18 protein-coding genes and 4 pseudogenes are annotated in these 25,300 nt (G+C 69.1%); 12 read left to right on the forward strand and 10 right to left on the reverse strand.

Annotation, left to right across the window (positions count from 1 at the left end; translation table 11 throughout):
• A partial coding sequence (gene uppS / locus ABZ078_RS36890) for a polyprenyl diphosphate synthase (protein WP_356582748.1) occupies positions 1-1,242 on the forward strand: 1,242 nt, incomplete at its 5' end.
• A 649-nt stretch (positions 1,243-1,891) separates the two neighbouring features.
• On the opposite strand, the gene ABZ078_RS36895 is transcribed toward uppS, so the two are convergent.
• Positions 1,892-4,012 carry a prolyl oligopeptidase family serine peptidase gene (locus ABZ078_RS36895; protein WP_356582750.1) on the reverse strand — a complete coding sequence of 707 codons (2,121 nt, stop codon included), beginning with the start codon at positions 4,010-4,012 and terminating at the stop codon, positions 1,892-1,894.
• 496 nt (positions 4,013-4,508) lie between these two features.
• On the opposite strand from ABZ078_RS36895, the gene ABZ078_RS36900 reads away from it, so the two are divergent.
• The 9 genes and pseudogenes from ABZ078_RS36900 to ABZ078_RS36940 all read left to right on the forward strand — a co-directional run bounded on the left by ABZ078_RS36900 (position 4,509) and on the right by ABZ078_RS36940 (position 12,674).
• Positions 4,509-6,269: a 1-deoxy-D-xylulose-5-phosphate synthase gene (locus tag ABZ078_RS36900; RefSeq protein WP_356582796.1), complete on the forward strand. Its 1,761-nt coding sequence runs from the start codon at positions 4,509-4,511 to the stop codon at positions 6,267-6,269.
• Positions 6,266-7,429 carry a flavodoxin-dependent (E)-4-hydroxy-3-methylbut-2-enyl-diphosphate synthase gene (ispG, locus tag ABZ078_RS36905; RefSeq protein ID WP_356582752.1) on the forward strand — a complete coding sequence of 388 codons (1,164 nt, stop codon included), beginning with the start codon at positions 6,266-6,268 and terminating at the stop codon, positions 7,427-7,429. The genes ABZ078_RS36900 and ispG overlap by 4 nt, the downstream gene beginning before the upstream one ends.
• Positions 7,426-8,190 (forward strand): annotated as a pseudogene (locus ABZ078_RS36910) (polyprenyl synthetase family protein); the annotation flags it as partial. The gene ispG and the pseudogene ABZ078_RS36910, both read left to right, overlap by 4 nt.
• Positions 8,191-8,216: 26 nt before the next feature.
• On the forward strand, positions 8,217-9,233 hold the full coding sequence (locus tag ABZ078_RS36915; RefSeq protein ID WP_356582754.1) for a 4-hydroxy-3-methylbut-2-enyl diphosphate reductase: 1,017 nt from the start codon (positions 8,217-8,219) through the stop codon (positions 9,231-9,233).
• On the forward strand, positions 9,230-9,388 hold the full coding sequence (locus ABZ078_RS36920) for a hypothetical protein (protein WP_356582756.1): 159 nt from the start codon (positions 9,230-9,232) through the stop codon (positions 9,386-9,388). The genes ABZ078_RS36915 and ABZ078_RS36920 overlap by 4 nt, the downstream gene beginning before the upstream one ends.
• 104 nt (positions 9,389-9,492) lie before the next feature.
• The gene (locus ABZ078_RS36925; RefSeq protein ID WP_356582758.1) at positions 9,493-10,449 is read left to right on the forward strand and encodes a hypothetical protein; all 957 of its coding nucleotides are present in this window, start codon (positions 9,493-9,495) and stop codon (positions 10,447-10,449) included.
• Positions 10,446-10,652, forward strand: a complete 207-nt coding sequence (locus ABZ078_RS36930) for a hypothetical protein (RefSeq protein WP_356582760.1) — start codon at positions 10,446-10,448, stop codon at positions 10,650-10,652. The genes ABZ078_RS36925 and ABZ078_RS36930 overlap by 4 nt, the downstream gene beginning before the upstream one ends.
• A 4-nt stretch (positions 10,653-10,656) precedes the next feature.
• Positions 10,657-11,421, forward strand: coding sequence for a hypothetical protein (locus ABZ078_RS36935; protein WP_356582762.1), 765 nt, complete (start codon positions 10,657-10,659; stop codon positions 11,419-11,421).
• A complete protein-coding gene (locus tag ABZ078_RS36940; RefSeq protein ID WP_356582764.1) occupies positions 11,418-12,674 on the forward strand; it encodes an FAD-binding protein in 1,257 nt (418 codons plus the stop codon). The genes ABZ078_RS36935 and ABZ078_RS36940 overlap by 4 nt, the downstream gene beginning before the upstream one ends.
• A 143-nt stretch (positions 12,675-12,817) precedes the next feature.
• Here ABZ078_RS36940 and ABZ078_RS36945 read toward each other — a convergent pair whose 3' ends face one another.
• The 7 genes and pseudogenes from ABZ078_RS36945 to ABZ078_RS36975 all read right to left on the reverse strand — a co-directional run bounded on the left by ABZ078_RS36945 (position 12,818) and on the right by ABZ078_RS36975 (position 19,209).
• A complete protein-coding gene (locus ABZ078_RS36945) occupies positions 12,818-13,759 on the reverse strand; it encodes a hypothetical protein (protein ID WP_356582766.1) in 942 nt (313 codons plus the stop codon).
• On the reverse strand, positions 13,746-13,955 hold the full coding sequence (locus tag ABZ078_RS36950) for a hypothetical protein (protein WP_356582804.1): 210 nt from the start codon (positions 13,953-13,955) through the stop codon (positions 13,746-13,748). The genes ABZ078_RS36945 and ABZ078_RS36950 overlap by 14 nt, the downstream gene beginning before the upstream one ends.
• Positions 13,952-14,860: a class I SAM-dependent methyltransferase gene (locus ABZ078_RS36955; protein WP_356582768.1), complete on the reverse strand. Its 909-nt coding sequence runs from the start codon at positions 14,858-14,860 to the stop codon at positions 13,952-13,954. The genes ABZ078_RS36950 and ABZ078_RS36955 overlap by 4 nt, the downstream gene beginning before the upstream one ends.
• An 847-nt stretch (positions 14,861-15,707) precedes the next feature.
• Entirely contained in the window at positions 15,708-17,087 is a 1,380-nt protein-coding gene (locus ABZ078_RS36960) for a hypothetical protein (protein ID WP_356582770.1), read from the reverse strand.
• Between the two features lie 793 nt (positions 17,088-17,880).
• Positions 17,881-18,252 (reverse strand): annotated as a pseudogene (locus ABZ078_RS36965) (transposase); the annotation flags it as partial.
• Between the two features lie 34 nt (positions 18,253-18,286).
• Positions 18,287-18,508: pseudogene (locus ABZ078_RS36970) on the reverse strand (hypothetical protein); the annotation flags it as partial.
• A gap of 46 nt (positions 18,509-18,554) precedes the next feature.
• Positions 18,555-19,209 (reverse strand): annotated as a pseudogene (locus tag ABZ078_RS36975) (HAD-IA family hydrolase).
• A gap of 218 nt (positions 19,210-19,427) precedes the next feature.
• On the opposite strand from ABZ078_RS36975, the gene ABZ078_RS36980 reads away from it, so the two are divergent.
• The gene (locus tag ABZ078_RS36980) at positions 19,428-20,408 is read left to right on the forward strand and encodes a phosphotransferase (RefSeq protein WP_356582798.1); all 981 of its coding nucleotides are present in this window, start codon (positions 19,428-19,430) and stop codon (positions 20,406-20,408) included.
• Here ABZ078_RS36980 and ABZ078_RS36985 read toward each other — a convergent pair.
• Both ABZ078_RS36985 and ABZ078_RS36990 read right to left on the reverse strand, forming a co-directional pair.
• Entirely contained in the window at positions 20,405-21,007 is a 603-nt protein-coding gene (locus tag ABZ078_RS36985; protein ID WP_356582772.1) for a sugar O-acetyltransferase, read from the reverse strand. The two genes, ABZ078_RS36980 and ABZ078_RS36985, sit on opposite strands and share 4 nt — an antisense overlap.
• 46 nt (positions 21,008-21,053) lie before the next feature.
• The gene (locus ABZ078_RS36990) at positions 21,054-21,569 is read right to left on the reverse strand and encodes a prolyl oligopeptidase family serine peptidase (RefSeq protein ID WP_356582800.1); all 516 of its coding nucleotides are present in this window, start codon (positions 21,567-21,569) and stop codon (positions 21,054-21,056) included.
• A 1,301-nt stretch (positions 21,570-22,870) separates the two neighbouring features.
• Here ABZ078_RS36990 and ABZ078_RS36995 point away from each other — a divergent pair.
• The gene (locus ABZ078_RS36995; RefSeq protein ID WP_356582774.1) at positions 22,871-25,273 is read left to right on the forward strand and encodes a hypothetical protein; all 2,403 of its coding nucleotides are present in this window, start codon (positions 22,871-22,873) and stop codon (positions 25,271-25,273) included.
• The last annotated feature ends 27 nt before the right edge of the window (positions 25,274-25,300 follow it).

Consider the following 25,300-nt stretch of genomic DNA (forward strand, 5'->3'; position numbering starts at 1 on the left):
ACCACCGCGTCGGCCGGGAGCTGCGGCCCCGACGCGGTCCACCACGCGCCCGCCGACTCCTGCTCCGTCACCCCGGCGTTCGAGGACCTGGTGCGCCGCCTGGCCGGCCGGGCCCGCACCTGGCTGGACCGCACGCCACTGCCGCCGGTGCTGCACCCGGCGGTCGCCATCGCGCTCGGCGCCTACACCGACCTGTACCGGCTGCGCCTGAAGGCCGCGGCCGACGCCCCCGCCTCCCTGCTGCACCGCCGCCCCGCCCTGCCACGAGGCGCCCGGCTGCGCCTGCTGCTGCCCGCCCGGGCGAAGGCCGCGCTGGCCTGGGGCCTGTTCCCCTTCCCCATCCAGCCCTGCCCGCCACAACTCGCACCGGCCGAGATGCCCGAACGGCCCGGCGGGGCCGAAGAGACGCGCTCACCCGCCGCTCAGCGCCGCCCGACCGTCGCTCCGCCTCCCCACCCTTCGGGCGCCCGCCCACCCCAACTGTCCGGCGAAGCCATGCCCCGGCACGTCGCGATCGTGATAGACGGCAACGGCCGCTGGGCCACCGCCCGCGGCCTGCCCCGCACCGACGGCCACCGGCAAGGCGTCGAGGCACTGGTCGACGTCGTCCACGGTGCCCTGGAGATCGGCCTGAAATACCTGACCCTGTACGCGTTCTCCACCGAGAACTGGAAACGCCCGGCCGACGAACTGCAGACCCTGATGTACGAAATCCCCCAGGTCGTGCGTCGCATGGTGGACGACAAACTGGACCTCCGCGTGCGCTGGGCCGGCGCGCGCTCCCGCCTCCCGGCCGACGTCATCGAAAAACTCCTCGAGGCCGAGCGGACCACCCGCGACCACACCGGACTGACCCTGACCATGTGCGTGAACTACGGCGGCCGCGCCGAGATCACGGCAGCCGCAGCGAAACTCGCCCAGGAAGCGGCCGCCGGGCGGATCGACCCCGGCTCGGTTTCCGAGCACGCCTTCGCCCGCTACCTACAGGTCCCCGAACTGCCTGACGTCGACCTGCTCCTGCGCACCGGCGGCGACCAGCGCACCTCCAACTTCCTTCCCTGGCAGGCCACCTACGCCGAGCTGCTGTTCCTCGACACCCCCTGGCCCGCAGTGGACCGCCGCGACCTGTGGCACGCGATCGAACAGTACGCCCGCCGCACCCGCCGCTACGGCGCCGTCCCCCGCATCCCTGCCCCCGTCCAGCATGTCCCCCTGAGTGAACAAGGCGCACCGGCGAAGTGAGCCACCCGGTGGTCCTGGGAACGGCCGCTCGCAGCAAGTAAAGCTCAAGAGTGCGACCGCGTTGCGCCCTTCACCGGCGGCCACGAAGCCCAACACAGAGTCGAGGCAAACAGGGACGCAAGGATGAATCGGCACCTGGTGAAGACAACGGCGCATCAGCAGGCGACGGCGGCCGTACGGGCACCACGCGCTGTGGTGATCGGGTCCGGCATCGGCGGGTCCGCACTGACCCTCCTGCTGGCACACGCCGGACTCCCGGTGACCCTGCTGGAAAGAACAAGCATCTGGGCGGCAGTTGCGGGCTACGACCAGCTCGGCTTTCCGCATCGACTTCGGCACCCACCTGTTCACCCGGGGACCCCACGGCCCACTCGGGCAGGTACTGCAGCGGGCAGGCCACCCTGGCGCACTGCGGTTCCGGCGCACCCGCGACCTCGCTGAACTGCGCTACACCGCCCAGGCAAGCACGCAGGAGATCACAAGGCTCCGTCTGCCCTGGCGACCGCATCGGGTGCCCGCCTTCTCACTTCGACTGGTGCGCCAACTGGGCCTCAGTTCGATGCGTCTTCCATGATCGGGAGTTACACCGAACGGTTTACAGTCCCGATGCAGGCCGCGGTTGATGCGGCGGCTGTGCGCTCCGGCGCGCTCACCTGGCACGGCCGTGATGGGCGGGCTGGGTCCCGGGGTGGAGTCCGGTGTGGACAGCGCAGAAGGCCAGGGCGTCTGCTTCCAGGTCGATCCAGCGGGAGAGGGCACGCGGGCCGTGGCCGACGCCGTCCTCGCAGCGCAGCAGGACGGGCTTTGCGCTGGTGGTGGCGTGCTGGAGAGCCGCGGTGAACTTCCGTGTGTGCGCGGCACCGACACGGGCATCGGTGCGGGCGGTGATCAGCAGTACCGCGGGATACGGGGTGCCGGGCCTGACCTGGTGGTAGGGGGAGTAACTCAGCAGGACGTCCAGGTGGTCCGGGTTCTGCGGGTCGCCGAACTCGTTGATCCACCACTGGCCCATGCCCAGCAGGGGGTAACGGACCATGTCGGTGAGCGCGCCGGAGCACACGGCCGCGGCGTACAGGTGCGGTTCGCGGGTGATCGCGGCGGCGGCCATGAGGCCGCTGTGCGAGGCGCCTTTGACCGCCAGTCGCCCAGGGGCGGTCCAGCCCTGGTCGATCAGCCACCGTGTGGCCGCGGCGTAGTCGGCGAAGGCTGCGGGCTTGTTGACTCCCCGGCCGGCCGCATGCCAGGTGGCGCCCTGTTCCCCTCCGCCGCGCACTCCGGCGATGGCATAGACGCCGCCGGCCGTGACCCAGGCCAGGATGGTGGGGGAATACGCGGGGGCGGCGGTGGCTCCGAAACCACCGTAGGCGGTCAGCAGGGTGGGGTGCGGGCCCGGGCCGCATCCCTCCGGGGCGATGAGGAGCAGCGGTACGTCGGTGCCGTCCTCGGACGTGCAGGTCGTCTGCCGCACCACGGGCGTGACGGGCCCCGCCACGGACGGTGGTGCGGCGGCCCGGTGATCAGCCGGCGTGTCCGGTCGGCAACGCCGGTCCCGCAGACTGAAACGGTAGACCGCCGGGGGGTTGAGGAAGTCGGTGTAGGTGAACCACGCCTGGTCCGCCTCGCCGGGGGGCGCGGTGAGGTTCATGACCGTGCCGCAGCCGGTTCCCGGGGTGCCGATCTCGGCCAGCAGGTGGCCGGTGTCGTCGTGCAGCGACAGACGGGCCACGCCACGCCGCGCGGATGCGACCAGGAACCGAAGGGCCGCGGTGTCCGGGTCGACCAGGGCGACACACGCCGAGAGGACATCGTCCCGGTCCGGTGTGATCAGCGCGGTCCACGCCGTGGAGTGGGGACGGGCGAGGTCGATCCGGCAGACCCGCCCGCCGGGCGCCCCGTCGGTGGTGATCGCGTACAGCAGGCCGTGGGGACCGAACCGGACCAGCGCCTGTACGCCCGTGTCCGTGCCGTCGTGCACCAGCCGCAGATCGGGAGCACGGGCCGGGGAAGCGGGCAGGTCGGCCAGGTGGACCTGGTTGCCGCACTGCGGGCCCGGGGCACAGCTGACCGCGAGCAGGCGGCCGTCCGCGCTGGTGGACACCGACAGCTGCCGTGCGGCGGTGGCGAAGACCACTGGGTCCTCGGCCGGATCCCGCGCGGTTTCGAGCAGACGCAGCCGTACCTGCCGGTCACCGCCCGCTGGGCAGGTCACGTAATAGAAGCCGGTGTCGTCCGGCAGCCAGGCCACGGCACTCGCCCTGCCCGGTTCCACGGGAGGGCCGACCTGCCGCCCGTCCGCCACATCCATAACGCGCAGCACCGGTCTCTCACTGCCCTGCGAGGAAACCTGATAGGCCAGCAGCCTGCCCGACCAGGAGGGCCGCCAACTGTCCAGGGTCGTGCGTCCGGTGGGGTCGAGGCCGACCGGGTCGACCAGCACGCGCTCGTCGTGGCCGCTCGCCGCGGTCACCAGTACCGGATGCTCCTGACCGGCGCCGCAGCGCAGGTGGAACCGGCGCTCGTGCCGCCACACCGGCGGCGACACCGCGGGAGCCAGCGCGCTGCCCGCGTCCATGAACCGGCGCAACAAAGCCTGGAACACCGGACGTTCATCCCACCCGCCCGCGTGCGCCGCCAGCCACTGCTCCTGCCCGGCCAGCCACTCCTGGCAGGCGTCGTCGTCGGCCTCCAGCCACCGGTAGGGATCTTCGATCCGGCGGCCGTGCAACTCCTCCAGGACCACATCGCGCCGGGACGTGGGCTGCGCAGCCATGCAGTCACTCCTCGCAACGTCAGCGGCGGCCCCTTCCGGGACCGCCGCTCTGGTGGTACGGGTCAGTCGCTGTCGCCTGCCGCGAGGGCAAACTGCCAGTCGGCCAGCAGGGCCACCTCGTCAGCCAGAAGGCCGAGAAGGATGGAGAGTCCGGGAAGCTCGTTCAATGTCCTCCTCCTTTCCGCTCGTTCTGGACCCACCCTGCACTCGTCCCTGGCTCCCGGCCCGGCGGGCTGCTCCATTCGGGTGAATTGATTGCCCCGGCAGCCCTTCACAAGGGCGCAATCTTTCAGCGCATGCTCGCTGTCAGCGGCGAAATGGCCTTCCGCTGCCACCGTGCGCCCGATCTCCTGAAGGTACGCGCCGCCTGTAGCTGAGCTACGGCGCGTCTTGCGAGAGGAGGTGGGTGATGGTGACGGCCCTGCCGGACAGCTTGTCACCGCTGTTGGAGCGGGCGGCCGGCCCGGGCGTACTGCGCACGCTGCCTGCGGACCAATTGCCCCAGTTAGCCGGTGAGATTCGCCGGTTCCTGGTGGAGAAGGTGAGCGTATCGGGCGGGCACTTGGGCCCGAATCTGGGGGTGGTCGAGCTCACGCTCGCCCTGCACCGGGTCTTCGACTCCCCGCGCGATGCGCTTCTCTTCGATACCGGCCACCAGGCTTACGTGCACAAGTTGCTGACTACTCGTCAGGGCGAATTCGACACCCTGCGGCAGCGAGGCGGGCTGTCGGGGTATCCGTCGCGGGCCGAATCGATACACGACCTCGTGGAGAACTCCCATGCCTCCACCGCCCTGTCGTATGCCGACGGCCTGGCCAAGGCCCGTCAACTGTCCGGCGAGCAGGACCGGGCCGTAGTCGCGGTCGTGGGGGACGGCGCTTTGACGGGTGGCATGGCGTTCGAGGCGCTCAACAATCTCGGCGCGGCGAAGGACCGTCCAGTGATCGTGGTCCTCAACGACAACGGCCGCTCCTACGCCCCCACCACCGGCGCCCTCGCCGAGCACCTGGGCGTCCTCAAGTACGGCGGCGGGGCGGAGGCGTGCCGGAATCTGTTCACCGACCTCGGGTTCGTCTACTTCGGTCCCGTCGACGGCCACAACACCACCGAGGTGGAGCACCTGCTGCTCCGGGCCCGGACGATCAGGCGGCCAACGGTGGTGCACGTGATGACCGTCAAGGGGAAAGGCTACGCGCCGGCCGAGACGGACACGGCGGACTGCCTGCACGCTGTCGGCGCCATCGACCCGGACACCGCGCAACCCGTCACCGCTCCGGCGCGATCGTGGACGAGTGTGTTCGGACAAGTTCTCGCCGAGGTTGCCGCCGCCCATCCGCAGGTGGTCGCGGTGAGTGCGGCGATGCTGCTGCCCACCGGACTCGGGGAGATGAAGGAACGCTTCCCGCAGCGGGTCTTCGATGTCGGCATCGCCGAACAGCACGCGGTGACCTCCGCGGCCGGCCTGGCCATGGGCGGCCTGCACCCGGTCGTCGCGATCTACGCGACATTCATGAACCGTGCCTTCGACCAGGTGCTCCTCGATGTCGCCCTGCACCGGCTGCCGGTCACGTTCGCGCTGGACCGGGCCGGCATCACCGGCCCCGACGGGCCCTCGCATCACGGCATGTGGGACCTGAACCTGTTGTCCATGGTCCCCGGGCTGCGCCTCGCCGCCCCCCGGGATGCCACACAGCTGCGCACACTGCTCACTGAGGCGGTCGCCTGGGGTGAGGGGCCGACCGCTCTGCGCATTCCCAAGGCCACCGCAGGCGCACCGATCGAGGCCCTGGCATCGATGGACGGTGTCGACATCCTGCATCGCGGCAAGCACCGGCCGCTGGACGTCCTGCTGGTGCCGGTCGGGCCCCTGGCCTCGGCGGCAGTGGCGGCCGCCCGAGTCCTGGAGGCCGAGCACGGCCTCGGGTGCACGGTCGCCGACCCGGGCTGGGTGCTGCCCGTCAATCCCGCGCTGGTCTCCCTGGCGGCCCGCCACCAGCTGGTCGTGAGCCTCGAAGACGGCGTACGCACCGGTGGTGTCGGCACGGCCCTCGTCCAGCTGTGCCAAGACCACGGAGTCACCACCCCCGTCCACGTGCTCGGCCTGCCACCGGCTTTCGTCCCGCACGGCCCCCGCTCCGAGCTGTTGGCCCAGGCCAGGCTGGATGCCCCCGGCGTCGTCTGCACGGTGCTGAACGCCACCACTGGCCGGAACGGTGACCGGGCCGTGCCCCATCGGACACAGGGAGAGTCACGGTGACCGCCATCGACCTCGGCCTGCCCGCCCTGCCCTCCGCCCAGGTTCCGGTGCGCCGCCGCACCCGTCAACTCCGCATCGGGACGGTGCCCGTCGGCGGCGGCGCACCGGTCAGCGTGCAGACCATGACCACCACCAACACCGCCGATGTGGACGCCACGCTGCGGCAGATCGCTGCCGTCACGGCCGCAGGCTGCGACATCGTGCGCGTCGCCGTCCCCTCCCAGGATGACGCTGAAGCCCTGCCACGGATCGTGGCGAAGTCGCCGATCCCAGTGATCGCCGACATCCACTTCCAGCCCCGCTACGTCTTCACCGCGATCGACGCCGGCTGCGCCGCGGTCCGCGTCAACCCAGGCAACATCAAACGCTTCGACGACCGTGTCGCCGAGATCGCCAAGGCCGCCTCGGCGGCCGGAGTGCCCATCCGGATCGGTGTCAACGCAGGCTCCCTGGACGCCCGCCTGCTCGCCAAGCACGGCACCGCAACCCCGCAGGCCCTGGTGGAGTCCGCGCTGTGGGAGTGCTCGCTGTTCGAGGAACACGGCTTCACCGATCTGAAGATCGCGGTCAAACACCACGACCCGCGCACGATGATCAGCGCGAACCGGCTCCTCGCGAGCCGCTGCGACTACCCCCTGCACCTGGGAGTGACCGAGGCCGGCCCTGCCTTCCAGGGCGCCATCAAGTCCGCGGTCGCCTTCGGGATCCTGCTCTCAGAAGGCATCGGGGACACCATCCGCGTCTCCCTTTCTGCCGACCCGGTCGAGCAGGTCAAGGCCGGCTGCCACATTCTGGCCTCCCTGGGCCTGCGCCCCCGCAAGCTGGAGATCGTCTCCTGCCCCGGCTGCGGCAGGCTACAGGTCGACATACACAAACTCGCCGCCCAGGTCGAAGCCGCCTTCGACGGCTTCCCTCATCCACTGCGCATCGCCGTGATGGGCTGCGTGGTCAACGGGCCGGGCGAGTCCCGGGAAGCCGACCTGGGGGTGTCCTGCGGCAACGGCAAAGGCCAGATCTACCGCCACGGCCAGGTCATCAGGACCGTGCCCGAACCCCGGATCGTCGAAGCCCTTCTCGACGAAGCCCTGACCCTGACGAGCACGGCCGCCCCGACAGCGGAACCTGGCCCCGACACCGCCGAGGCAGCTGAACAGTCATGACCGCCAGCGCCCCCTTGCGGCATACCCCCCGGCTGCCGGACCTTGAGGGCCTGCGCCGCGACGTCGACGCCGTGCTCCACCAGTTCCTTCAGAACAAAGCGGCCTCGGCCACGGCCCGGAACCTCCCCACGCAGGCCGCCCAGGACGCCTTCTGCCTCATCCACGACGACATCATCGACAACAGCTCCACCCGCCGCGGCGCACCGACCGTCCACCGCACCCTGGCCACACGCCACGCGGCACACCGCCCTGCCCCCCTTGCCGAAAGCCTGGGGACCTCCTGCGCGATCCTCGTCGGCGACCTCGCCCTGACCTGGGCCGACGAACTCCTCCACACCTCCGGCCTGACCAGCCGCCAGCTCGCCGCCGTACTTCCCGTCGTACACACCATGCGCACCATGCGCACCGAGGTGATCTACGGCCAGTACCTGGACGTCACCGCCACCGGCATGCCCACCCCGGACCTGGAACGCGCCCTGACGATCATCCGCTACAAGACCGCCGCATACACCTGTGAACGCCCCCTTCATGTCGGCGCGGTCCTCGGCGCCGCCCCGCCACAGCTGCTGCACGGCCTGTCCGCCTGTGCCACGCCGCTGGGCGAAGCGTTCCAGCTACGCGACGACCTCCTCGGCGTCTTCGGCGACCCGGCCACCACCGGGAAGTCCCGCCTGGAGGACTTACGGGAAGGCAAACACACCGTGCTCGTCGCTCTCGCCCCGCGCGATGCATCCGCCCGCCACGCCCACCTGCGCCGGCTCGCCCAGCACGCCGTACGGAGGACCTCATGACCACCACACCGGACCTCCCGGCCGGCAAGCGGGTACTGCTGGCCGCACCGCGCGGCTGGTGTGCGGGCGTGGATCGCGCCGTGATCGCCGTCGAGAAGGCCCTGGAGCAGTACGGGGCCCCGATCTATGTCCGCCACGAGATCGTGCACAACAAGTACGTCGTCAAAACCCTGGAGAAGAAGGGCGCCATCTTCGTCGAGCAGACCGAGGAGGTGCCGCCGGGCAACATCGTGGTGTTCTCGGCGCACGGTGTGGCCCCGACCGTGCACGAGGAGGCCGCGGAGCGGAAGCTGGCCACCATTGATGCCACTTGCCCGCTGGTCACCAAGGTCCACAAGGAAGCCGTCCGCTTCGCCAAGGAGGACTACGACATCCTCCTGATCGGGCACGAGGGCCACGAAGAGGTCATCGGCACGTCCGGCGAGGCCCCCGACCACATCCAGCTCGTCGACGGCCCGTCCGACGTCGCCAACGTCGAGGTCCGCGACGAGTCGAAGGTCGTCTGGCTCTCCCAGACCACCCTCTCCGTCGACGAGACCATGGAGACCGTCGACGCGCTGAAGGAGAAGTTCCCGCAGCTCATCTCCCCGCCCAGCGACGACATCTGCTACGCCACGCAGAACCGCCAGCTCGCGGTCAAGCAGATGGGCGCCGAGGCCGACCTGGTCATCGTGGTCGGCTCCCGCAACTCCTCCAACTCCAAGCGCCTGGTCGAGGTCGCCCTCGGCGCCGGCGCCAAGGCCTCCTACCTGGTGGACTTCGCCTCGGAGATCGACGAGACCTGGCTCGAGGGCGTCACCACAATCGGCGTCACCGCGGGCGCGTCCGTGCCGGAAGTCCTGGTCGACGACGTCCTGCAGTGGCTGGCTCAGCGCGGCTACGAAGACGTCGAGACGGTCAAGACCGCCGACGAGTCGATCGCCTTCTCGCTGCCCAAAGAGCTCCGCCGCAACCTGCGAGCCGAAGCAACGGTCAACAGCACTCAAGCCATCCGCCCTCGGAAGGAATCATGACATCTGCGACCCAACTCACGATCCCGCCCTTCTACTGCCCCATCGCACGAGGCCGCCATCCCGATGCGAAGGCCATCGAGATCGGTGCACAGGCTGATCTGCGCTGCGACCTGCATGTGGAAACCCGCGTGTCCGGCACCGTCACGGGCGCATGAGGAAGGTAGGGCATGCGATGGCCGTCGCCGACCGGCACAAAACGCCCAACGCCGATCTCACGGAATCACCCCTGGTTGCGCCGTGGCCTTCACCTCCTTCTCTCGTGCTCTCCGACCTGGCGTCGCTGAACTTCGGCGAGGTTCCACTCACGGCGGAGCACCAAGCTCTGTGCCGCTGGCTGAACGGCAGGATCCCGGCACTGTGCGCGAGGATGCCCACCCCCCTGCGGGACACCGCGCTGCTTGCCCTCCAGATCGGGCTGTGTCAGGGCAGCGCGCGGAACGTAGCCCGGTTCTACGACAAGTACTACGCCCCGGCATGGACCGTCATCCCCTGCCTGGCAGCCGGCACGACCCACCGACACGTCAACGGCGACCGGGTCCTCGACGCGCTCGGAGCTCAGGCTGCCGCGATGTTCCTGCATCTGCTCGACGACCACCTCGCCGACGGCGATCTGCCGGTGGACCACCTCTTCCTCCATCTGAGGACAGAGGCATGGAACGAGTTCCGAGCGTGTCTGGCGCGGCTGAGCGAAGACGTCCCGGGCTCCGAGCTGATCGTCGAGCCCCTGGTCGAGCGGTACTTCACGCACATCCACAACCCCCCGGAGCAGGAGGACCTGAGTTCCTACGAGGCAGTCTTCCGAGGGCAGTCGGCAACCTGGCTGATCGCCCCGCTGCTCACGGCCGCCCTTGCCGGCCACGGGCCCGAACGGCAGGTGTCGCTGCGGGAGATGTACGAGGAGTTCTGCCTGGCCTGGCGCGCTCTGGACGATCTGCGGGACTGTGCCGCGGACGCCGCCGCTGGGCAGCCCACCGCGATCTTCCACCTGCTCCCACCGCGGCACCGGAACGGCTGGCACGGCGTCCACACAGATCCGGGCGCCGACCACGAGCGGACGGCACTGCTCAACGCACTGCGCGCGGGCGGATACGTCGCCGGCGCCCGGCTCATCCGCACCCACCTGTCCAACGCCACAGCACTCGCCGACGAACTGCAACTGCCCTCACTCGCCGAGCAGTACCGGCTGCTCGCACGCCCCCTGGAGGAACTCCAGTGAAGAGCTACGGCGACTTCATCTCCGACATCACCGACGACGCCACCCTGTACGACGCACTGTGCGACGCCATCCCCTTCGACGGCCCGGCCGAACTGGCCGCCTGGTTCGCCGGGCGCGGCTACCAACTGACCGACAAAGACGCGCAAACGCTCCTCACCAACCAGGAGGAGGTGACAGGTGTCGGCGAACAGGTCCACTACTGAACCGGTGGCCGGGAAGCCAGCACCGCCGGTGCTGAGCCTGGCCGGGCTCAACCCCGCCTGCGCGGTGGAGCCCGGACCCGGCTGGGAACGGCGGGTCTTCACGGTCGACATGAGCCCGCACTGGCAGGACATCCCCTGGCAGGGCAGCCGGATCAGCCTCCGAGGCCACAACATCTTCACACTGCCCGCCCCCTCCTGTCTCGGCGGCCCCTCGGCACGCTTTGACCCCGACGCACCGCTTTTCGGCGGCTTCGCCGGCCTGTACGTCATCCCTCCCGTGAACGGACAGCGGGTGCCCCCGGAGCTCGTCCCCGAGCTGGCGAATCGCGACAACCTGGCCTGGGGGAGGCGGTTCGGCGACCCAGCCCCCCGCAGCGAATGGAGCGGCCGGATCACCCGTACCGGCCCGGACAATTGGCGGGCCGATCTGCAGTACCGCTGGAACGGGGACCTCGGTCCGGGCAATCCGCAGACCGGGACGCCACCGCTGCTCACCATTCCGCCCGAGCTGTGGCAAGGCCGCCTCGCCCCCTACTGCGGGCGCACCGACGCCGTCTCCGGACGGATCTGGTACCAGGGCGACTACCTGCTCCACTGGTACTGCAACAACACCCGGGTGCACGACCTGCACGGACGACTCATCGACACCCTCGCCGCATATCCCGAACTGCGGGAGATCCAGGAGCGGATGGCTGCATCCGTACGGATCATCGACCGTGGCACGGGCTACCGCGGGCCGCGCCCCCTGACTTCGGACGCTCCTCGATGACCGGCATCGAACCGACCACCGATTTCGGCGCCGTACGTCGCGCCGTACCCCGGGCTGTGCACCGGATGCCCGGCACATCCTCCGCCGCACTGCTCTCCTCCGGCAGGCCGCTCACGCTGCGCGGGGCAGGCCACTCCTGCGACGGGCAGACCGTCACCAACGGCGACCTGCTCGTCACCTACGCGCCGGACACACCGGGCAGCGAGGTCCGAGACCTCGGCGGCGACCTGGTCGACGTGCCGGCCGGCATGAGCTGGTACGGGCTGGAACAAGAGCTGAACCGGCGCGGCCGGACCGCACCCGTGCTCACCGACTACCTGCACATGTCTGTCGGCGGCACGCTCTCCGTGGGCGGCATGGGCCTGAACTCGGTGCGCCACGGCCTGCAGTGCGACCAAGTCGAGCGGATCCTGCTGTCCGACGGCACGGGTGTGCCCCGCTGGTGCTCGCGCACCGCGCACCCGGAGCTGTTCAGGTTCGCGCTCGGCGGGCTCGGCCAGGCCGGACTGATCGAACGGGCCGTGCTGCGCACCGTTCCCCATCACCGCCATGCACATGTACACCGAGTGCGGCACACCACGGTGACCGAACTCGCCGCGTACGCCGAGCGAATCGCAGACCGGGACGACATCGAGCACTACAACGCCTACCTCAGCGGCGGCGACCTCCACACGGAGACCGGCTGGTACACCGACGCCCCCCGCCCCTGCCGCCCGCAGGACTGCACCATCGTGCCCGACCTGCCGTTCGCCCTGCACGAGCGCCGCGAACGCTGGCTTGCCGCCTTCCCCGGCCATGTGCGCATGTGGACCGACTACGTGATGCCCGCCGAGCAGTTCGCTCCGATGCTCGCCACCGTGGACGCCCACCGCCGGCGCCCACCGCTGAGCCGCACCCTCAAGGCGATGTACGTCCTGCTGGTACGCCGCCCTCCCGACGCAACACGCTTCGCCTTCGCCCCAGCCGGACCGGTGCCCGTCTCACTCGGGGTGGGCATGTACACCCTTGTCGACCGCCGCGACCCCCTGGCCGTCGCCGCCACCCGCCGCGCGCTGCGCACTCTCCTGGAACGCTGCCGCGACCTCGGCGGGCGTCCCTACCTGTACGGCACCAACGACCTCGACGCACCACTTCTCAAGGACCTGTACGGCACCGACCTCGACCGTCTCGCGCAGCTCCGGGCCACCCACAGGCTGGAACACGTCAACGCCCATGTCCTGGTGGGGCAGACATCAGGGGCGTTCCGACCTTGAGCGCCGCAAGACAGTCATCGACCTGCTCCACCCCACCAGCACGGTGGTGTTCCGTACAGCCGGACCTCAGCATGGCCGCGGCTGTTCTCACCGCTGACGCGGGATGAGGGATCTGTGAGGGGGACTTGCAGTGCAGTGATCGGCTATCCGCTGTAGCGGTGACTGCGAGCCCGTTCGTGCCACCAGGCCACACCGGCGACCCACTGGCACACGGCGGTGCAGTAGGAGTGCAGTTTCGGGTCGACGGCCGTTGCGGTCTTCAAATTCTGGAGGGCTTCGACGCGTTCCAGGCATTGCCCGCGCAGTTCGCCGAGGTATTGATCGAGCTTGTGTTCGCCGAAGCCAGTGATGGGCATGACGCCACGACCGGCAGCGAATTCGAGTGGCAGAGAGCAGAGATCGTTGATGTGGTTGCTGATGTCGGAGGCGAGGGCGCGGATGGCACAGACCCTTGAGTCCTGCCGTTCGGGGCCGGTGAGGGTAAGTCCGGGCAGATGCTCGACGAATTCAATGTTGATCAGCTGTAGTTGGACATGCCGCCGGAAGCTGCGGTAGGTTTCCAGATCCGGCCGCTGCTCGGCCAGGAGGGCGGTGGCCTCCCACGCGGCAGCGAAGAGATAGTCCCGCAGGGCCTGCCGGACGCGGATAGCGACGGTGTAGCAGACCAGCAGGTCCAGTTCCCCCAGAAGGTCCCTGAGCACGGCGGCGAACGCGGAGCCGGACGGCTCGGGAGCCGGGGTGTCGTGTGACGCGAGCCAGACCCGGCCGGCCTGCTGGAAGAATCCGACCAAGTCCGCGGCGGCGTTGTCCTCCGCGTACGCGTCGTCGAAGGCCAGGTTCCAGTAGGTGAATTTGCTCCACCACAGCAGTGCGGCGTAGTCGGCCGACGGGAATAGCGCACCTACCGCTGTTCCCAGCTCCGAGGAATGCAGCCGAGCACGGCACGCTGGGGACAGGCCGGGCAGGTCGAGGGCCTCGAACCACGCCAGGGCCTGCTGTTCCAGGCGTTGGACGTCCGGGTGCACCCGCAGGTGCAGCCGGCCGATGACACGGTCCAGCACCTGGCCGATCTCATCGGCAGGCATGGACGTTCCCACCCGCCGTCGGCACGCCGCGGAACGAACCGCCCCAGTCGGACGCGGTCGGCGCCGCCGCCGCGTCCCACTTGCCCTTGCCGGACTCACCGCACTTCTCCGGGCGGTCGGTGTCGGGGTGGCGCGGGCAGTCAGCAGCGATCCCCGCGTCGAGCAGGCTCGCTCCGTAGCAGGCTGGGGTGTTCACCGGGGGCGCCTGTAAGCGATGACGCTGTAGACGGAGATGGTGCCCGCCTGGGCGGCGGCGAGCAGGTTCTCCACTTGGTCGCGCAGCTCGGCCAGAGCTCCGGGCAGCGGTAGGGACAGCCGGGTCGCGATGTTGTGCTTGATCTCCTCCAGCCAGCGGACGGCGTCGCCCGGTGAGGGCAGCTTGCGGATGTCGGTCACCTCGAAGCCGCTGTGGTCCAGGACCTGACACAAGTAGTCGGGTGTCTTGCGGTTACCGCAGGCCATCCGGTCGACGGAATCGGGCACGGCGGAACGGTATTCGGCCAGCGGGATGTCGTACAGGTTCTCGGAGATAACCACGGCGGCCCCCTCACTGGTCCTGGCCGCCAGGCCCCGCATCGCGGTTTCCAGGACCGGGTTGGGAAAGTGTGTGATGCTGCCGCGCGCCACCACCAGGTCGTACAGGAGTTCCGGATCGGGCAGCAGGTGGACATCCCGGGCGTTGCACTGGAAGAGACTGACCCGGTCCAGCAGCGCCCGCGCCCGAAGCCGCTCGGCCGCATGCTGGCACTGGACCGGGCTGACGTTCACCCCGTCCAAGCGGCGGCAGCCCGGATATCGCTCCGCCAGGTATGCCAGGCCCGCGCCCCAGCCGAACCCGACATCCAGGATCCTTCCCGGGATTTCCAACAGCCCGCCGTCATGCGCCAGGTCCAGCTGTTGTCCCATGTAGCGGGCCGCAGCCTCGTCCAGCGTCAAAGGCTTTGAGGCATCGTAGGTGCCGAACTGAAACCAGAGATCACGCCCGAGGACCCGCTCCCACAGGGCCGGAGAATCCGCGTATGTTCTCTCCACCCGCCACTGGTACGGGTCCTCCCCTTCGCCGGTGATGACCGTGACGCCGTCGGGCCAATGATCCGTCATGCTCCCAGAACTCCTCCGTGCCTGCGGTAGTGCGGTTTGCCGCCTGCGGTACCGGGTCCCGCCTCCCTCTTGCAGCGCGGCAGTTGGAAATGCGGGGATCAGCTGCGGCGGATGGAGAACCGACCCTCCGCGGAGGCATGCTCAAAAGGATGTCTGTGGATCGAGCTCGCGGAGCATGCGAAGGGCGTACCTTCCCGAGTGACCGAGTAGCGGCAAGGCGCCAGAAGCTGTGTGGGCGGGGGCTGGTCGTCTCAAGGCGGGGCCGGGCGGGAACGGTGTGGGGGTGGCAGGCATCGGGGTGCCTTCCTCGGCGTCCAGGACTTGCGGCCGCGTCCGGGGCGTTGTCCCCGGGCGATGGCCGGGTAGAGCTCCCAGTGCACCGCGATACACCGGCTCGGCAAAGGGCCCGCCAGCGGTGCATGTGTGACTTACCGTGCAACATTGCGCACTTGTGAGATCGGTGCCCGGAGCCGGACCAAACTGGCCCGCGCAGCGGGCCGCCGACCGCGAGGCGCGGCGCCCGGTGCGTGTCCGGGGTGCGAGCGGGGTGCGGGCAAAGTTCGATGGCATTGGACAGGGCGGTGTACTTTCCCTGCCGGTCCCGGATCAGGAACCGCATCCGGCAGCCCGCGTAGATCAAGGGTCAGCTTCACTCACACCGTTGGCCCTGCCGGCCAGGCACGCGCGGACTTCCGTGGTGATGCTGGCGGTATGAACGACCCTTTTCTGGTGGCCCGGATCCTGGGTGAGGCCGAGTCGGTTGAGCGGTCTGAGCGGAGGCGTCCTCACCGTCCGCGCAGACAGCCATCGCGCCTGCCGACACCGCAGCCAGCCGCTGCGCGGCATGTCAAGTCATAGGAGTCCGGGTAGCGGGCTGCGCGGTGGACAGGGCTCGCGCGCGCTCGCGGAGAGCAGTGGCGGCGGGCTGGTGCGGAAAGCGGGCCAGGGCTGTTTCCAGACGGTTGAGGGCGTGGTGGGCCTGGACGGAGTGCAGTTGCGGGTAGTGGTCGAGGAAGCCGTGCCATAAGGCGGCTGCTGCTTCGATGTGGCCCAGGTCTGTGACGGCTTCGGCCAGCCGCGCTTGGGTGAGTGCGTAGGGGCGGCGCTGGGCGGGGTTGCGGTGGGCCAGGGAGGCGCGCAGGGCCTCCAGCTGGGCTTGGTGGTCGCCGAGTGTGTGGAAGACGGCTGCGCGCTGGTATTCGAGTGCGGCGCGTGGGTACTGCGTGAAGGGGCCTGGTGGGCTGTCGGCCCGTGCGTGCTGGCGTTCGGCTTCCAGTAGGTCGGCTATGGCCTGGTGCCGTGTACCGGTGAGTGCGTGTGCGTGTGCGCGCTGGGCGAGCAGGAATGCCGACTGGGCGGGGGTTGCGCGGTTGTCCGCGGTGTTCAGTGCGGCCTCGGCGAGGTCGATGGCGTGATGGGGGTGGCCGAGGAGCAGCGCCTGAGTGCTCATGGCGCGAAGAGTGACCGCGTACAGGGGTCGGTCGTCAGCCTCGTGCGCCAGGGCCAGGGCGGTGCGGTGGTACCGCTGGGCGAGGCCGTTCCAGCCGGTGTCGCTGGTCATCGTGGCGAGGAGGTAGACCAGACGGGTCGTTGAGGCCAGCAGCTGCTGATGGAGTGCCTGAGGTGCTTGTGCTCTGAGCAGAGGTACGGCCTCGTCGCGAAGAATCGCCGCGAGGGCGGTCCGGGCGCGCCCGCCGCCGTGCCGTTCGGTGTGGGCGGCGTAGTGGTGGGTCAGCTCGTCCAGGTAGCGCAGGTCGTGGCGGGAGGGTCGGTGGCCGTGGGCGAGTACGGGGCGCGGTCGCGGCGGCGGCCACAGGGGCACGGGACCCACCTGGTAGGCGATGCCCGTGAGGGTCACGCGGTCATCGCCACGCACATCGATGTCGCACAGGTCATGAGTGGCACGGACCGCGTCGCCGTGTTCTCCGTCCAGGTCATGTGTGTGGGGCGGGCGCGAGGGTGCGCTGTGCACGAGACCGGTTTCCTGCGGGGTGACCAGGCGGCCGCAGCGGCGGCTGAGGGCCTGTGCCACGAGGGCCGGCGCGGGCGGGCGAGGGTGCGTGCCGGTCATCCAGCGGGCGACCGACGAACGGTCGTAGCGCAGCCTGTAGCCGGCTTCGTGCCCGAGCGCGTTGACGGCCCTTGCCAGGTCCGCCCGGCTCCACTGCGCCTCGGCCAGCAGCGCCGCCAGGGGATGGCCCGATGCCTGGGACGGTATCGGCGACATGAGAAGGTCTCACCGCAACGAGAAGTGGGGCCCAGCCCCTGAGCGGAGCAGCGCGGGCCCACCGTTAGGCCTGCTCACAGGCGCTGTCGCTCCCAGTGTGGGCAGGGACCGCGCCGAGCGACAGTTGGTTCTGAGTTCAACCGCGCCCGGATCCCGCCATTCCCTCACTTCTGCGTTCGCGGTGGTCTCGGAAGAAGCCCGTTCGCAAGCGCGCGAGGGTACCAACCAGCCTCCCCTTGGGGCTGCGGTGCTCTTTCCCCGGCATGGCGGCGACGCTCCGCAATGGGAGCACCGGCTCTGCTGTGTGTCTCCGCGATGAGGACTGCGGTGGTCGCCGCTGCCGGCCGAGACTCTCGTCAGGGTGACTACCCGAGGCTCTCCCCCCTGCGCCAGGGCAGGTCTTCCGGCACCTTGACGCCGCCCGCCCGGTAACCGTTCTTCGGCAGGACACTTTGATGCGCGGCTCGGCGGCGGATCCGGTCGAGGTTCACCGCAATGCACTGGGCGCACGGCGGCCGTCACCAAGTAATAAAGAGCGTTCGCAGGCGGGCACACCTGCCTGGAAACGATCATGATCATGACGCCTCTCCCTTGTGGGGCGTGGCGGGGAGGGGCCACTTGCAGGGCTGGTGAGCCGCAGGGGGCCGCGCACATGCCAGCGGCCCTCGGCCACTGGCAATGGCAAGATTCATTGCATCACGTCGGCCCTGGACAGCCCAGAGGACGCCGCGGTGGGAGCGAAGCGCACGATGCAATGTTGTGCGCTTGTGAAACGGGGCTGGATGGCATTCAATCAACGGCCCTGGCTCACATTTGGTGGTGACGGAATGTGCCGCCATCCGAGGAGGATGCGGTGGCGAAGCAGGGCGAAGCCTGCTCGTCCATGCATCTGGCGCGCGATCCGCTTGGTCTTGGTGTTGACGCCCTCGGTGGGGCCACTGCTGTACGGGAGCGTGAGCGCGGCGATCACGGCGTCGTGGTCACGGTCCAGGCCCCGGGTGAAGGAGTGCAGATGAGGCAGGCCGATTGCGCGGACTTGGACGATCCAGCGCGAGAGCCCGTCGGCTTTTCCATCGCGAGGCGTCAGGAGTTCGGCGAAGCCCCGGATGCTGGCGGCCAGTTGGGTCATCTCGCGGCAGGCTGCGGTGAGCCGGGCCAGGAGGTCGTGATGTGCGGTCTTGAGGTTGACTGGCCGGTGAGGAGCTGATCCGCCACAGCCCGTCGTCGTCCCCCTCGGGCAGGAATCCAAGTCGGACGCGGTGGTCGGGAGCGGTGACGTAGGCGTTTCCGAGGTCGTCGTGACGCAGGTCGAAGCCGAGCGCGAGGAGCGGATCCAGGGCAGGGTCTGCGATGGCGGTGCTGCCGGCGAGGTAGCGGGGAGAGACGTAGACGTCGCCGTCGATCTCTTCGGTATCGGGCACAAAGGTCCTGGGGGTGAGTCTGGGGGGTGAGCAGCGCGGTGCGGGGTCAGGAATCGGCGCTGTCCGCCAGGGCGGGCAGCAACTGCTGTTCCAGATCTGCGCGTTGGCCGGTGCAGTGGAGGGTGCGCAGGCCAAGCTCGGCGGCGGACCGGCAGTTGTCCTCGCGGTCGTCGACGAACAGCACACGCGCTGGGTCAGCGACGCCGTTGGCGGACAGGGCGTGTTCGTAGGCGGCCGGATCGGGCTTGCACAGGCCCAGACGGGCCGAGTACAAGGCGCCGGTCATCAGTTCGCGCCGCCAGTCAGTGGCATCCAGAACGTCGCTGAGGTGGGCCGGGGCGTTGGAGAACAGCACCATCGTCAGCCCCGCGGCCCGGGCGCGGCACAGGATGTCGAGGACGCGCGGGTCAGTGCGCGCCCACATGGCGGTATCGGCCGCGCGCAGGGTGCGCAGCCACCGCCGCGGGCCGGGGGTGATGGCCGAGCACCTTCCCCCAGTAGGCGAGATCACTCAACTCCCCTGCGTCGTACGCGTTCCGGGGAGCCCAGAAGGCGTCCTGGAAGGAGTCGAGGTGCCGGCCAGGCCACCCGGCGAGGTCGGCCAGACGGGTCCACATGGCAGTCGTGGGTTGCAAGCCCAGAACCCCGTTGTCAGGCAGAGTTTGGTGTCTCAGCAGGGCCAGGAGTCGCAGGAAGAACATCATCCGGATGGTGTACGTGCAGGCCCATGCACTTGCACCATCGAGCAGGACGGTCCCGGGCTGCGGCGCTCGCATTCGGGTGCACCCTGCAATCCCCAGAAACCTGTCTTGGATGGTCGAGGTCTCGGAACAATCCGTTCGGCGCCGAGAGGTTGATCGCGTAGGGTGCCCGGGCTGTCGAGCCGGAAAGGCGGGTTGTGGACGTGGCACCTCGGAAAGTGACACCGGACCAGTTGGCGGGGGCGGCCCGGGCCGCACTGGGTCGCGGGCGGAGGCTGGAGGCGATCGAGCGGCTCGCCGGCGGCACCACGAAGGGTGTATACCGCCTCACGATGGACGATGCCACGACGGCGATCGCCTACCTGTGGCAGGAGTCGGAGAACTACTGGCCGGCGGCTGAGGGCGATGGCGACCTCACCGACCCGTTCTCTCCCGGTGTCGGACTTGACCTGTTCGAGGCCAGCCACGCGCGCCTGGCCTCGCTCGGCGTGCGGGTCCCCGAGGTTCACCTGGTCGACCGCGACTGTACCCACTACCCGGCCGACCTGGCGATCGTGGAGGACTTCCCCGGCGAGGACCTGATGGATCTGTTCAACCGCGACCCGCGTGCCGCAGAGCCGACGATGGCCCGCCTCGCCGATGCCTTGGCGGCGATGCGACGCCATCGAGCGCCGTCGTTCGGCAAGGTGGCCCAGATCGACAAGGGGGGAACGTCCAAGGCGGCGTCGTGCGAGGAGGCAGCGCTCGAGTTCGCGCTGCGCTGCCTAACCGAGGCGGCGTCCCGTGACCGGAGGATCGCGGAGACCCGCGGCAGGCTGGAGGAGCGGCTGCGTGAACTGGCCGCGGCGGTGCGGCCCCGAGCCGAGTACTCGATCGTCCATGGCGAGCTGGGGCTGGACCACGTGCTGGTGGACCGGGACGGTAACCCCGTCGTGATCGACATCGAGGAGCTGCTGTACTTCGACGTCGAGTGGGAGCACGTGTTCCTGCGGCTCCGCCACTCCGAGGACCAGTACCGGCGGTTGGCGGTGGAGGACCTCGACGAGGACCGACTCGCGCTCTACAAGCTCACCCAGCACCTGTCACTGACGGCGGGGCCGCTCCGGCTGCTCGACGGGGACTTCCCCGACCGGGCGTTCATGCAGGGAATTGCCGAGCATCACTTGAACGAGGCGCTGGCACAGCTTTCGGTGGTTTAATGCCCGGCGGTACGTGTGGTGAGGTCCTCGTCCGTGATGGGGCGGACCACCCGGCAAGGGGTTCCGACCGCGACGGTCATCGGGGGAATGCTGCGGCTGACGACGCTGCCGGCGCCGATGACCGACCCGTATCCGATGCGAACACCGGGCAGGACCACCGCGTTGCTACCGATCCACACCTTGTCCTCGATCACGATCGGTTCCGAGAAACGCCCGAAGTCAGCGCGTCGCGAGGGATGCAGCGGGTGTCCCGTCGTGGTCAGGGTCACGCTGGGGGCGATCATGACACCGTTGCCTATGCGGATGTCCACGTCGTCGACGAACGTGAGGTTCACGTTCCCGAAGAAGTCGTCGCCGATGTAGACGTTGCTGCCGAACCCGGCGTGGAACGGCGGCAGCAGGACCGTGCGTTCACCGACCGAGCCGAAGATGGCGACGAGCAGCGATCGACGCTTCTCCGTTTCGCTCGGTGGTGTGTGGTTGTACTCGAAGATCTGCTCGGTGCGACGCCGAGGGGCCTGGAATGCCGCTTCCGACTCGGTGTATACGAGCCCCTTGGCGATCCTGGCCAGCACTTCTTCCTCGTCAGCATGCGTCACAGCGGAACGCTCCCTTCTCCGATCCCTCGGGCATGGCGATGATCAGTTAAAGCACGGCGGGGCGGCGCCACTCCTGTACGAGGACATGATGGTCGAGGAAGTTCAGCACCGTCTCGTACATGATGCGGATGTGGTTCGGCGCCGCGATGGCGTGGCCCCAGTCCGGGAAGTGCAGGAAGCTGACGGGCACGGGCACCCCGAGCCGCTGCAGATCGCTGTGCAGGCTCAGTGCCTGGCCCATCGGGACGCGGTGGTCCTTGCCGCCGTGCACGATCAGTATCGGCGTCGTCACCTTCGCCGCGTGGAAGTGGGGCGAGTTGGCTTCGTACCGGTCGCGCCGCGTCCGCGGGTCGCCGAAGATCTTCCGGAAGTATGCGTGCATGTCCGTGTCGATCTGCAACGCTTCCAGGTTCCACATCCCGGCGTGAGAGACGATCGCCTGAAAGCGGTCGGTCAGGGTCGCGGCCCGGTTGGCCAAGTAGCCTCCGTAGGACCTGCCGGCGAGGCCGGTTCGGGTCGCGTCGAGGTCGTCGCGTGCCAGTGCCGCGTCCGTCAGCGCGATGAGATCACGGTAGGGCTGACCGCCTTACTGGTCCCGGCCGCGCTCTTGGAGGCGTTGCCCGTAGCCGGTGGACAGCGCCGGATCCGGTAGCAGCACCGCGTAGCCACGGGCCGCGAACGGCCATGGGTTCCACAACCACGTCCAGGCGCTCCAGGACATCTGTGGTCCACCGTGCGGGATGATGATCAGCGGCGCTGGGCGCTGGGCCGAGGGACCCTCGGGCAGAGCAAGCCAGGCGCGCAACGGGAAACCATCGTCCGCCTCGACGTGCACTTCGGCCAGCGTGTCGGGAAGCGAGTCGAGGCGCCGGGGGCCCTGAGGAAGGCGGGTTGCTGATCGGCTGTGACGGCGTCCAGCCGGACCACTCGAGGCGGACTGTCGATCGTGCTGCGCAGTGCATAGAGGGTGGTCCCATCGGGCGACACGCAGAGCGAGGCGTAGGCGCCGGAGGCGGTCAGGCGGGTGATCGTGCCGTCCGCGTCGCGGCGGAAGATCGGGCAGTGGCCCGGCTCGTCGCCGGTGAACCACAGAGTGGCGTCCCCACGGATCGGCGAGAGGACCGCCCGTCCTGGCCACGGCCAATTGTCGAAGTCGGGCAGGAGGTCGGTCTCTTCACCCGAAGCCAGGTCGAACGCGACCAGCGTGACTCGCCACTCTGTGTCATGGGTCTCCTCTCGCTGGCGCTGGCAGACCAACGCCGAGCCATCGGCCGTGAACGTGCGCGGCCAGGCGGTAGTCCCCGTGCCCCCTGTCGCCCACACGGCAAGTAGTCCAACAAAGGGCACTCCGGCCAGGGCTGTTGCGATCGCCGCCATATGCCCTGAGCCACTGTCATGTGCTGCCAGTTCTTCGTCGTAGAGATCGTCGGAGGTCCCAGCTTGTCAGGGGCCGGACGCTGGGGAGCCTCAGTGGAGAGAGACAACCGGTTCGAGGGAAGCGAGCCGCAAACTCTCACCCAGGAACGACAGCACCACCACTCCGACCAGCGCGGTCCCCGTCGTCGCAAGCCACCGCTCCGCCACAGCCACCAAGCCCTCGCCGTCCTGCCCACGGGACGTCCCAGGGCCTGCTACGTGCCGCCGTCCTTGTACAGCGACGTGATCGTCTCGGCGGCCTTCTGCACGAGTACCGGCATGCTGCGTGAACAGCGTGGATGTAGTTCTTGACACCTACAGCCTCGAACCGGAACCGTAGACGCCTTCCGTGACATCACAATCCGCACTGGCAACGGTCATTGAGCCACCAGCTGGAACGGGCACTTTCATCACGAAACTCACCGCGCATACGGGGGATGTGTCTGCGTGACTCACCGTACTCGGCACCGCCTGACGACAACCGTCAGCTCCATCACCGCTGCCTTCGCCCTCACCCTCCCGCTGGCGGGCAGTGCGGCCTTCGCGTCAGCTTCCGGCGCGGGCCGCCCGGATACCGCCGCCGCACCCGCCTCGGCGACTGCCCTGCCAGCCGGCGTACCGGGCAGCGGCAAGCTGCCGTACTACGACGACAAGCTCATGAAAGAGCTGCTGATGATTCGGCTCGCCATGGAGAAGGGGCAGCCTGGCAGGGCGTTCAGCGAGTGGTCCAACGTGGCCTTCGCCCTCGTCGACCCGACCGGTCTGAGCGAGGAGCAACTGGACGCCATCGTCGGCAACCCGCCCCAGGGCAGCGGGCCGCTGGTCGTCTACCGGAAGGTCGACCTCTTCGAGTTTCGCGACTATCTGCCCGAGGGCGCATACCAGCACGTGCGCGACGCGGGCCTCGACCACCTGTTGATGGTCGGCGGGATGAGCTTTCCCAAGCGCCAGAACTCCGACGAGACCACCGACCCCGGCAGCCACTCCGAGACCCTGGTACTGCGCGCCGTGGAACTCCTGAGCGCCGACCCAGACTACGCCGATGCCTCCTTCGGCGAACTCACCTGGGCCTCGGAGCGGGCCTACTGCCAGCAGTGTCGCGAGCTCGTCGACGGCGGCGCCCGCCGCTTCTACTCCTACGACTACGACCTCACCGACGCCGAGGTCTCCGAGCGCAACCAGAAGATCGCCGTGGCGATGAAGAAGCACACCACGGACGAGGCCCGGGAACGGGCGGTGAAGGCGATCAACGCCAAGTACAAGAAGATCGCATCCCGGCGCAACGAAGAGACCTGGCTACAGCTGGGCAAGGACATCCGCAAGGCAAGAGAAGAGTACGGGGAGGAGCAGCGGCGCGAGAAGGGGTACCAGGAGGCGACCAAGGACACCTTGAAGGTCCCGGCCGCCCCGTGCCCCGGCACCGCAGTCAACAACGCCTCGGTGCACGCAAGTTCGTCTGCCGCCCTGGCGAACCCCGCGGTCTTCACCCGCTCCGCTCCTCTGCGCTCCAAACCCTGCGACGAGGACGAGGGCGCTTCCGCACCGCGCAGCAGCGGCCTGGCGAAGGCCCTCGCCGATCCGGCCTCCGCACCGGGCGGCATCGACTTCACCACCCTGGAGCTGCGTTACCTTTCCGACTCCGGAAAGGGACTGCAGTACGCCTTCAGCGCCGGCCCCGGCGGCACCAGCAACGAGAAGAACTCGGCGGCGGGCGTAAAGGCCGCCAAGGAAAGCTCGGACGCCTTCTTCGTGTGGCTGTCGATGCCGCGCTCCACGTTCTGGGTGAACCTCAACCCGACCGAGCCGGATCGTATCGTCGACGCGGACCTGGGCCGCACCGACGTGGGGCGCATCCTGCTCCAGGCCGACCTCCAGCTGAAGAAGACGACGGCCGCCCTGATCCACCCCAAGACCGAGCTGGGCAAGAAGTTCTGGAACCGGATCGGCGGCAAGTGCATGTCGTTCCGCACCTGGATCGTGCCCGGTCAGGCGCGCGTCAACGAGCAGGGCGACCAGCTCTACATCCTCGACGCGCCGCTGAAGGTGAAGATGGAGTCGCAGCACCTCTCGGGGGAGGGCAGCGCAGGTGCCGCCTCCTGCGAGGACCGCAGCGACCCTGGGTCCGAGGAACGCAACGAGAAGACGTTCCGGGACCTGATCCTGCCCGGCATCGAGAGGGCCGTGAACCACGCATCGCAGTACGCCGATCTGCGCCGCGTCTATCTCTCCAGGGTCGCCGCAGAGTGGTATCGCGAACGCGACACCCACAGCCCGTCCACATACGGCGACCTCATCGACCGAGGCGACGTGAGCCGTTGGGAGACACGGACCAAGTGGAAGCCGCGCGACACCTTCGACGCCTACGTGCACTCGTACAAGCATGGCGAGTTCAAGGTCACCGAACGCACCCGCAAGGGCAACTACATCTACACGCAGACCTACATCTACGGCGGCGTTGACCTCTCCCGGCTCCAACTGCAGAAGGTCGCTTCCGCCGACGCCTTCCGCGACCGCTGGGCGGGCATGCAGCAGGACACCGCCCGGTCCGCTCTGGAGGCCCGCCCCTCCGCCAACGGCTCGCAGATCTGGATGGGCGGCGACAACTCGGTTGCCGACAAGGGCAGCTCCCGGAACAAGGGCGACAAGAACTCGGGCAAGGGCTACGGCGCCGAGGGCAGCGACGAGGGCCAGAACTCCGTGCAGTCCAGCAGGGATTCGTCCGGCATCCCCGGAGGCCAGCTGCTGCCGGTGCTGGTGGGCGCCGGGCTGTTGTTCGTCGTGGTCTTGGTCCGCAGACGGACAGGACGGCCACGGCCGGGGCCGAGGCCGAGGCCGAGGCCGGGCAGGTGAGGCGAGGACGCGCCCCCAGCCAGGGGC

This window comes from Streptomyces sp. NPDC006385 (assembly GCF_040612485.1).
In the GTDB taxonomy this organism is placed as follows: domain Bacteria; phylum Actinomycetota; class Actinomycetes; order Streptomycetales; family Streptomycetaceae; genus Streptomyces.

Coding starts and splice junctions, on each gene's coding strand:
- ABZ078_RS36895 (WP_356582750.1), bottom strand. CDS start 4,012: ATGGCTGCGCAGCCCACGTCCCGGCGCGATGTGGTCCTGGAGGAGTTG.
- ABZ078_RS36915 (WP_356582754.1), top strand. CDS start 8,217: ATGACCACCACACCGGACCTCCCGGCCGGCAAGCGGGTACTGCTGGCC.
- ABZ078_RS36920 (WP_356582756.1), top strand. CDS start 9,230: ATGACATCTGCGACCCAACTCACGATCCCGCCCTTCTACTGCCCCATC.
- ABZ078_RS36940 (WP_356582764.1), top strand. CDS start 11,418: ATGACCGGCATCGAACCGACCACCGATTTCGGCGCCGTACGTCGCGCC.
- ABZ078_RS36945 (WP_356582766.1), bottom strand. CDS start 13,759: ATGCCTGCCGATGAGATCGGCCAGGTGCTGGACCGTGTCATCGGCCGG.
- ABZ078_RS36955 (WP_356582768.1), bottom strand. CDS start 14,860: ATGACGGATCATTGGCCCGACGGCGTCACGGTCATCACCGGCGAAGGG.
- ABZ078_RS36960 (WP_356582770.1), bottom strand. CDS start 17,087: ATGTCGCCGATACCGTCCCAGGCATCGGGCCATCCCCTGGCGGCGCTG.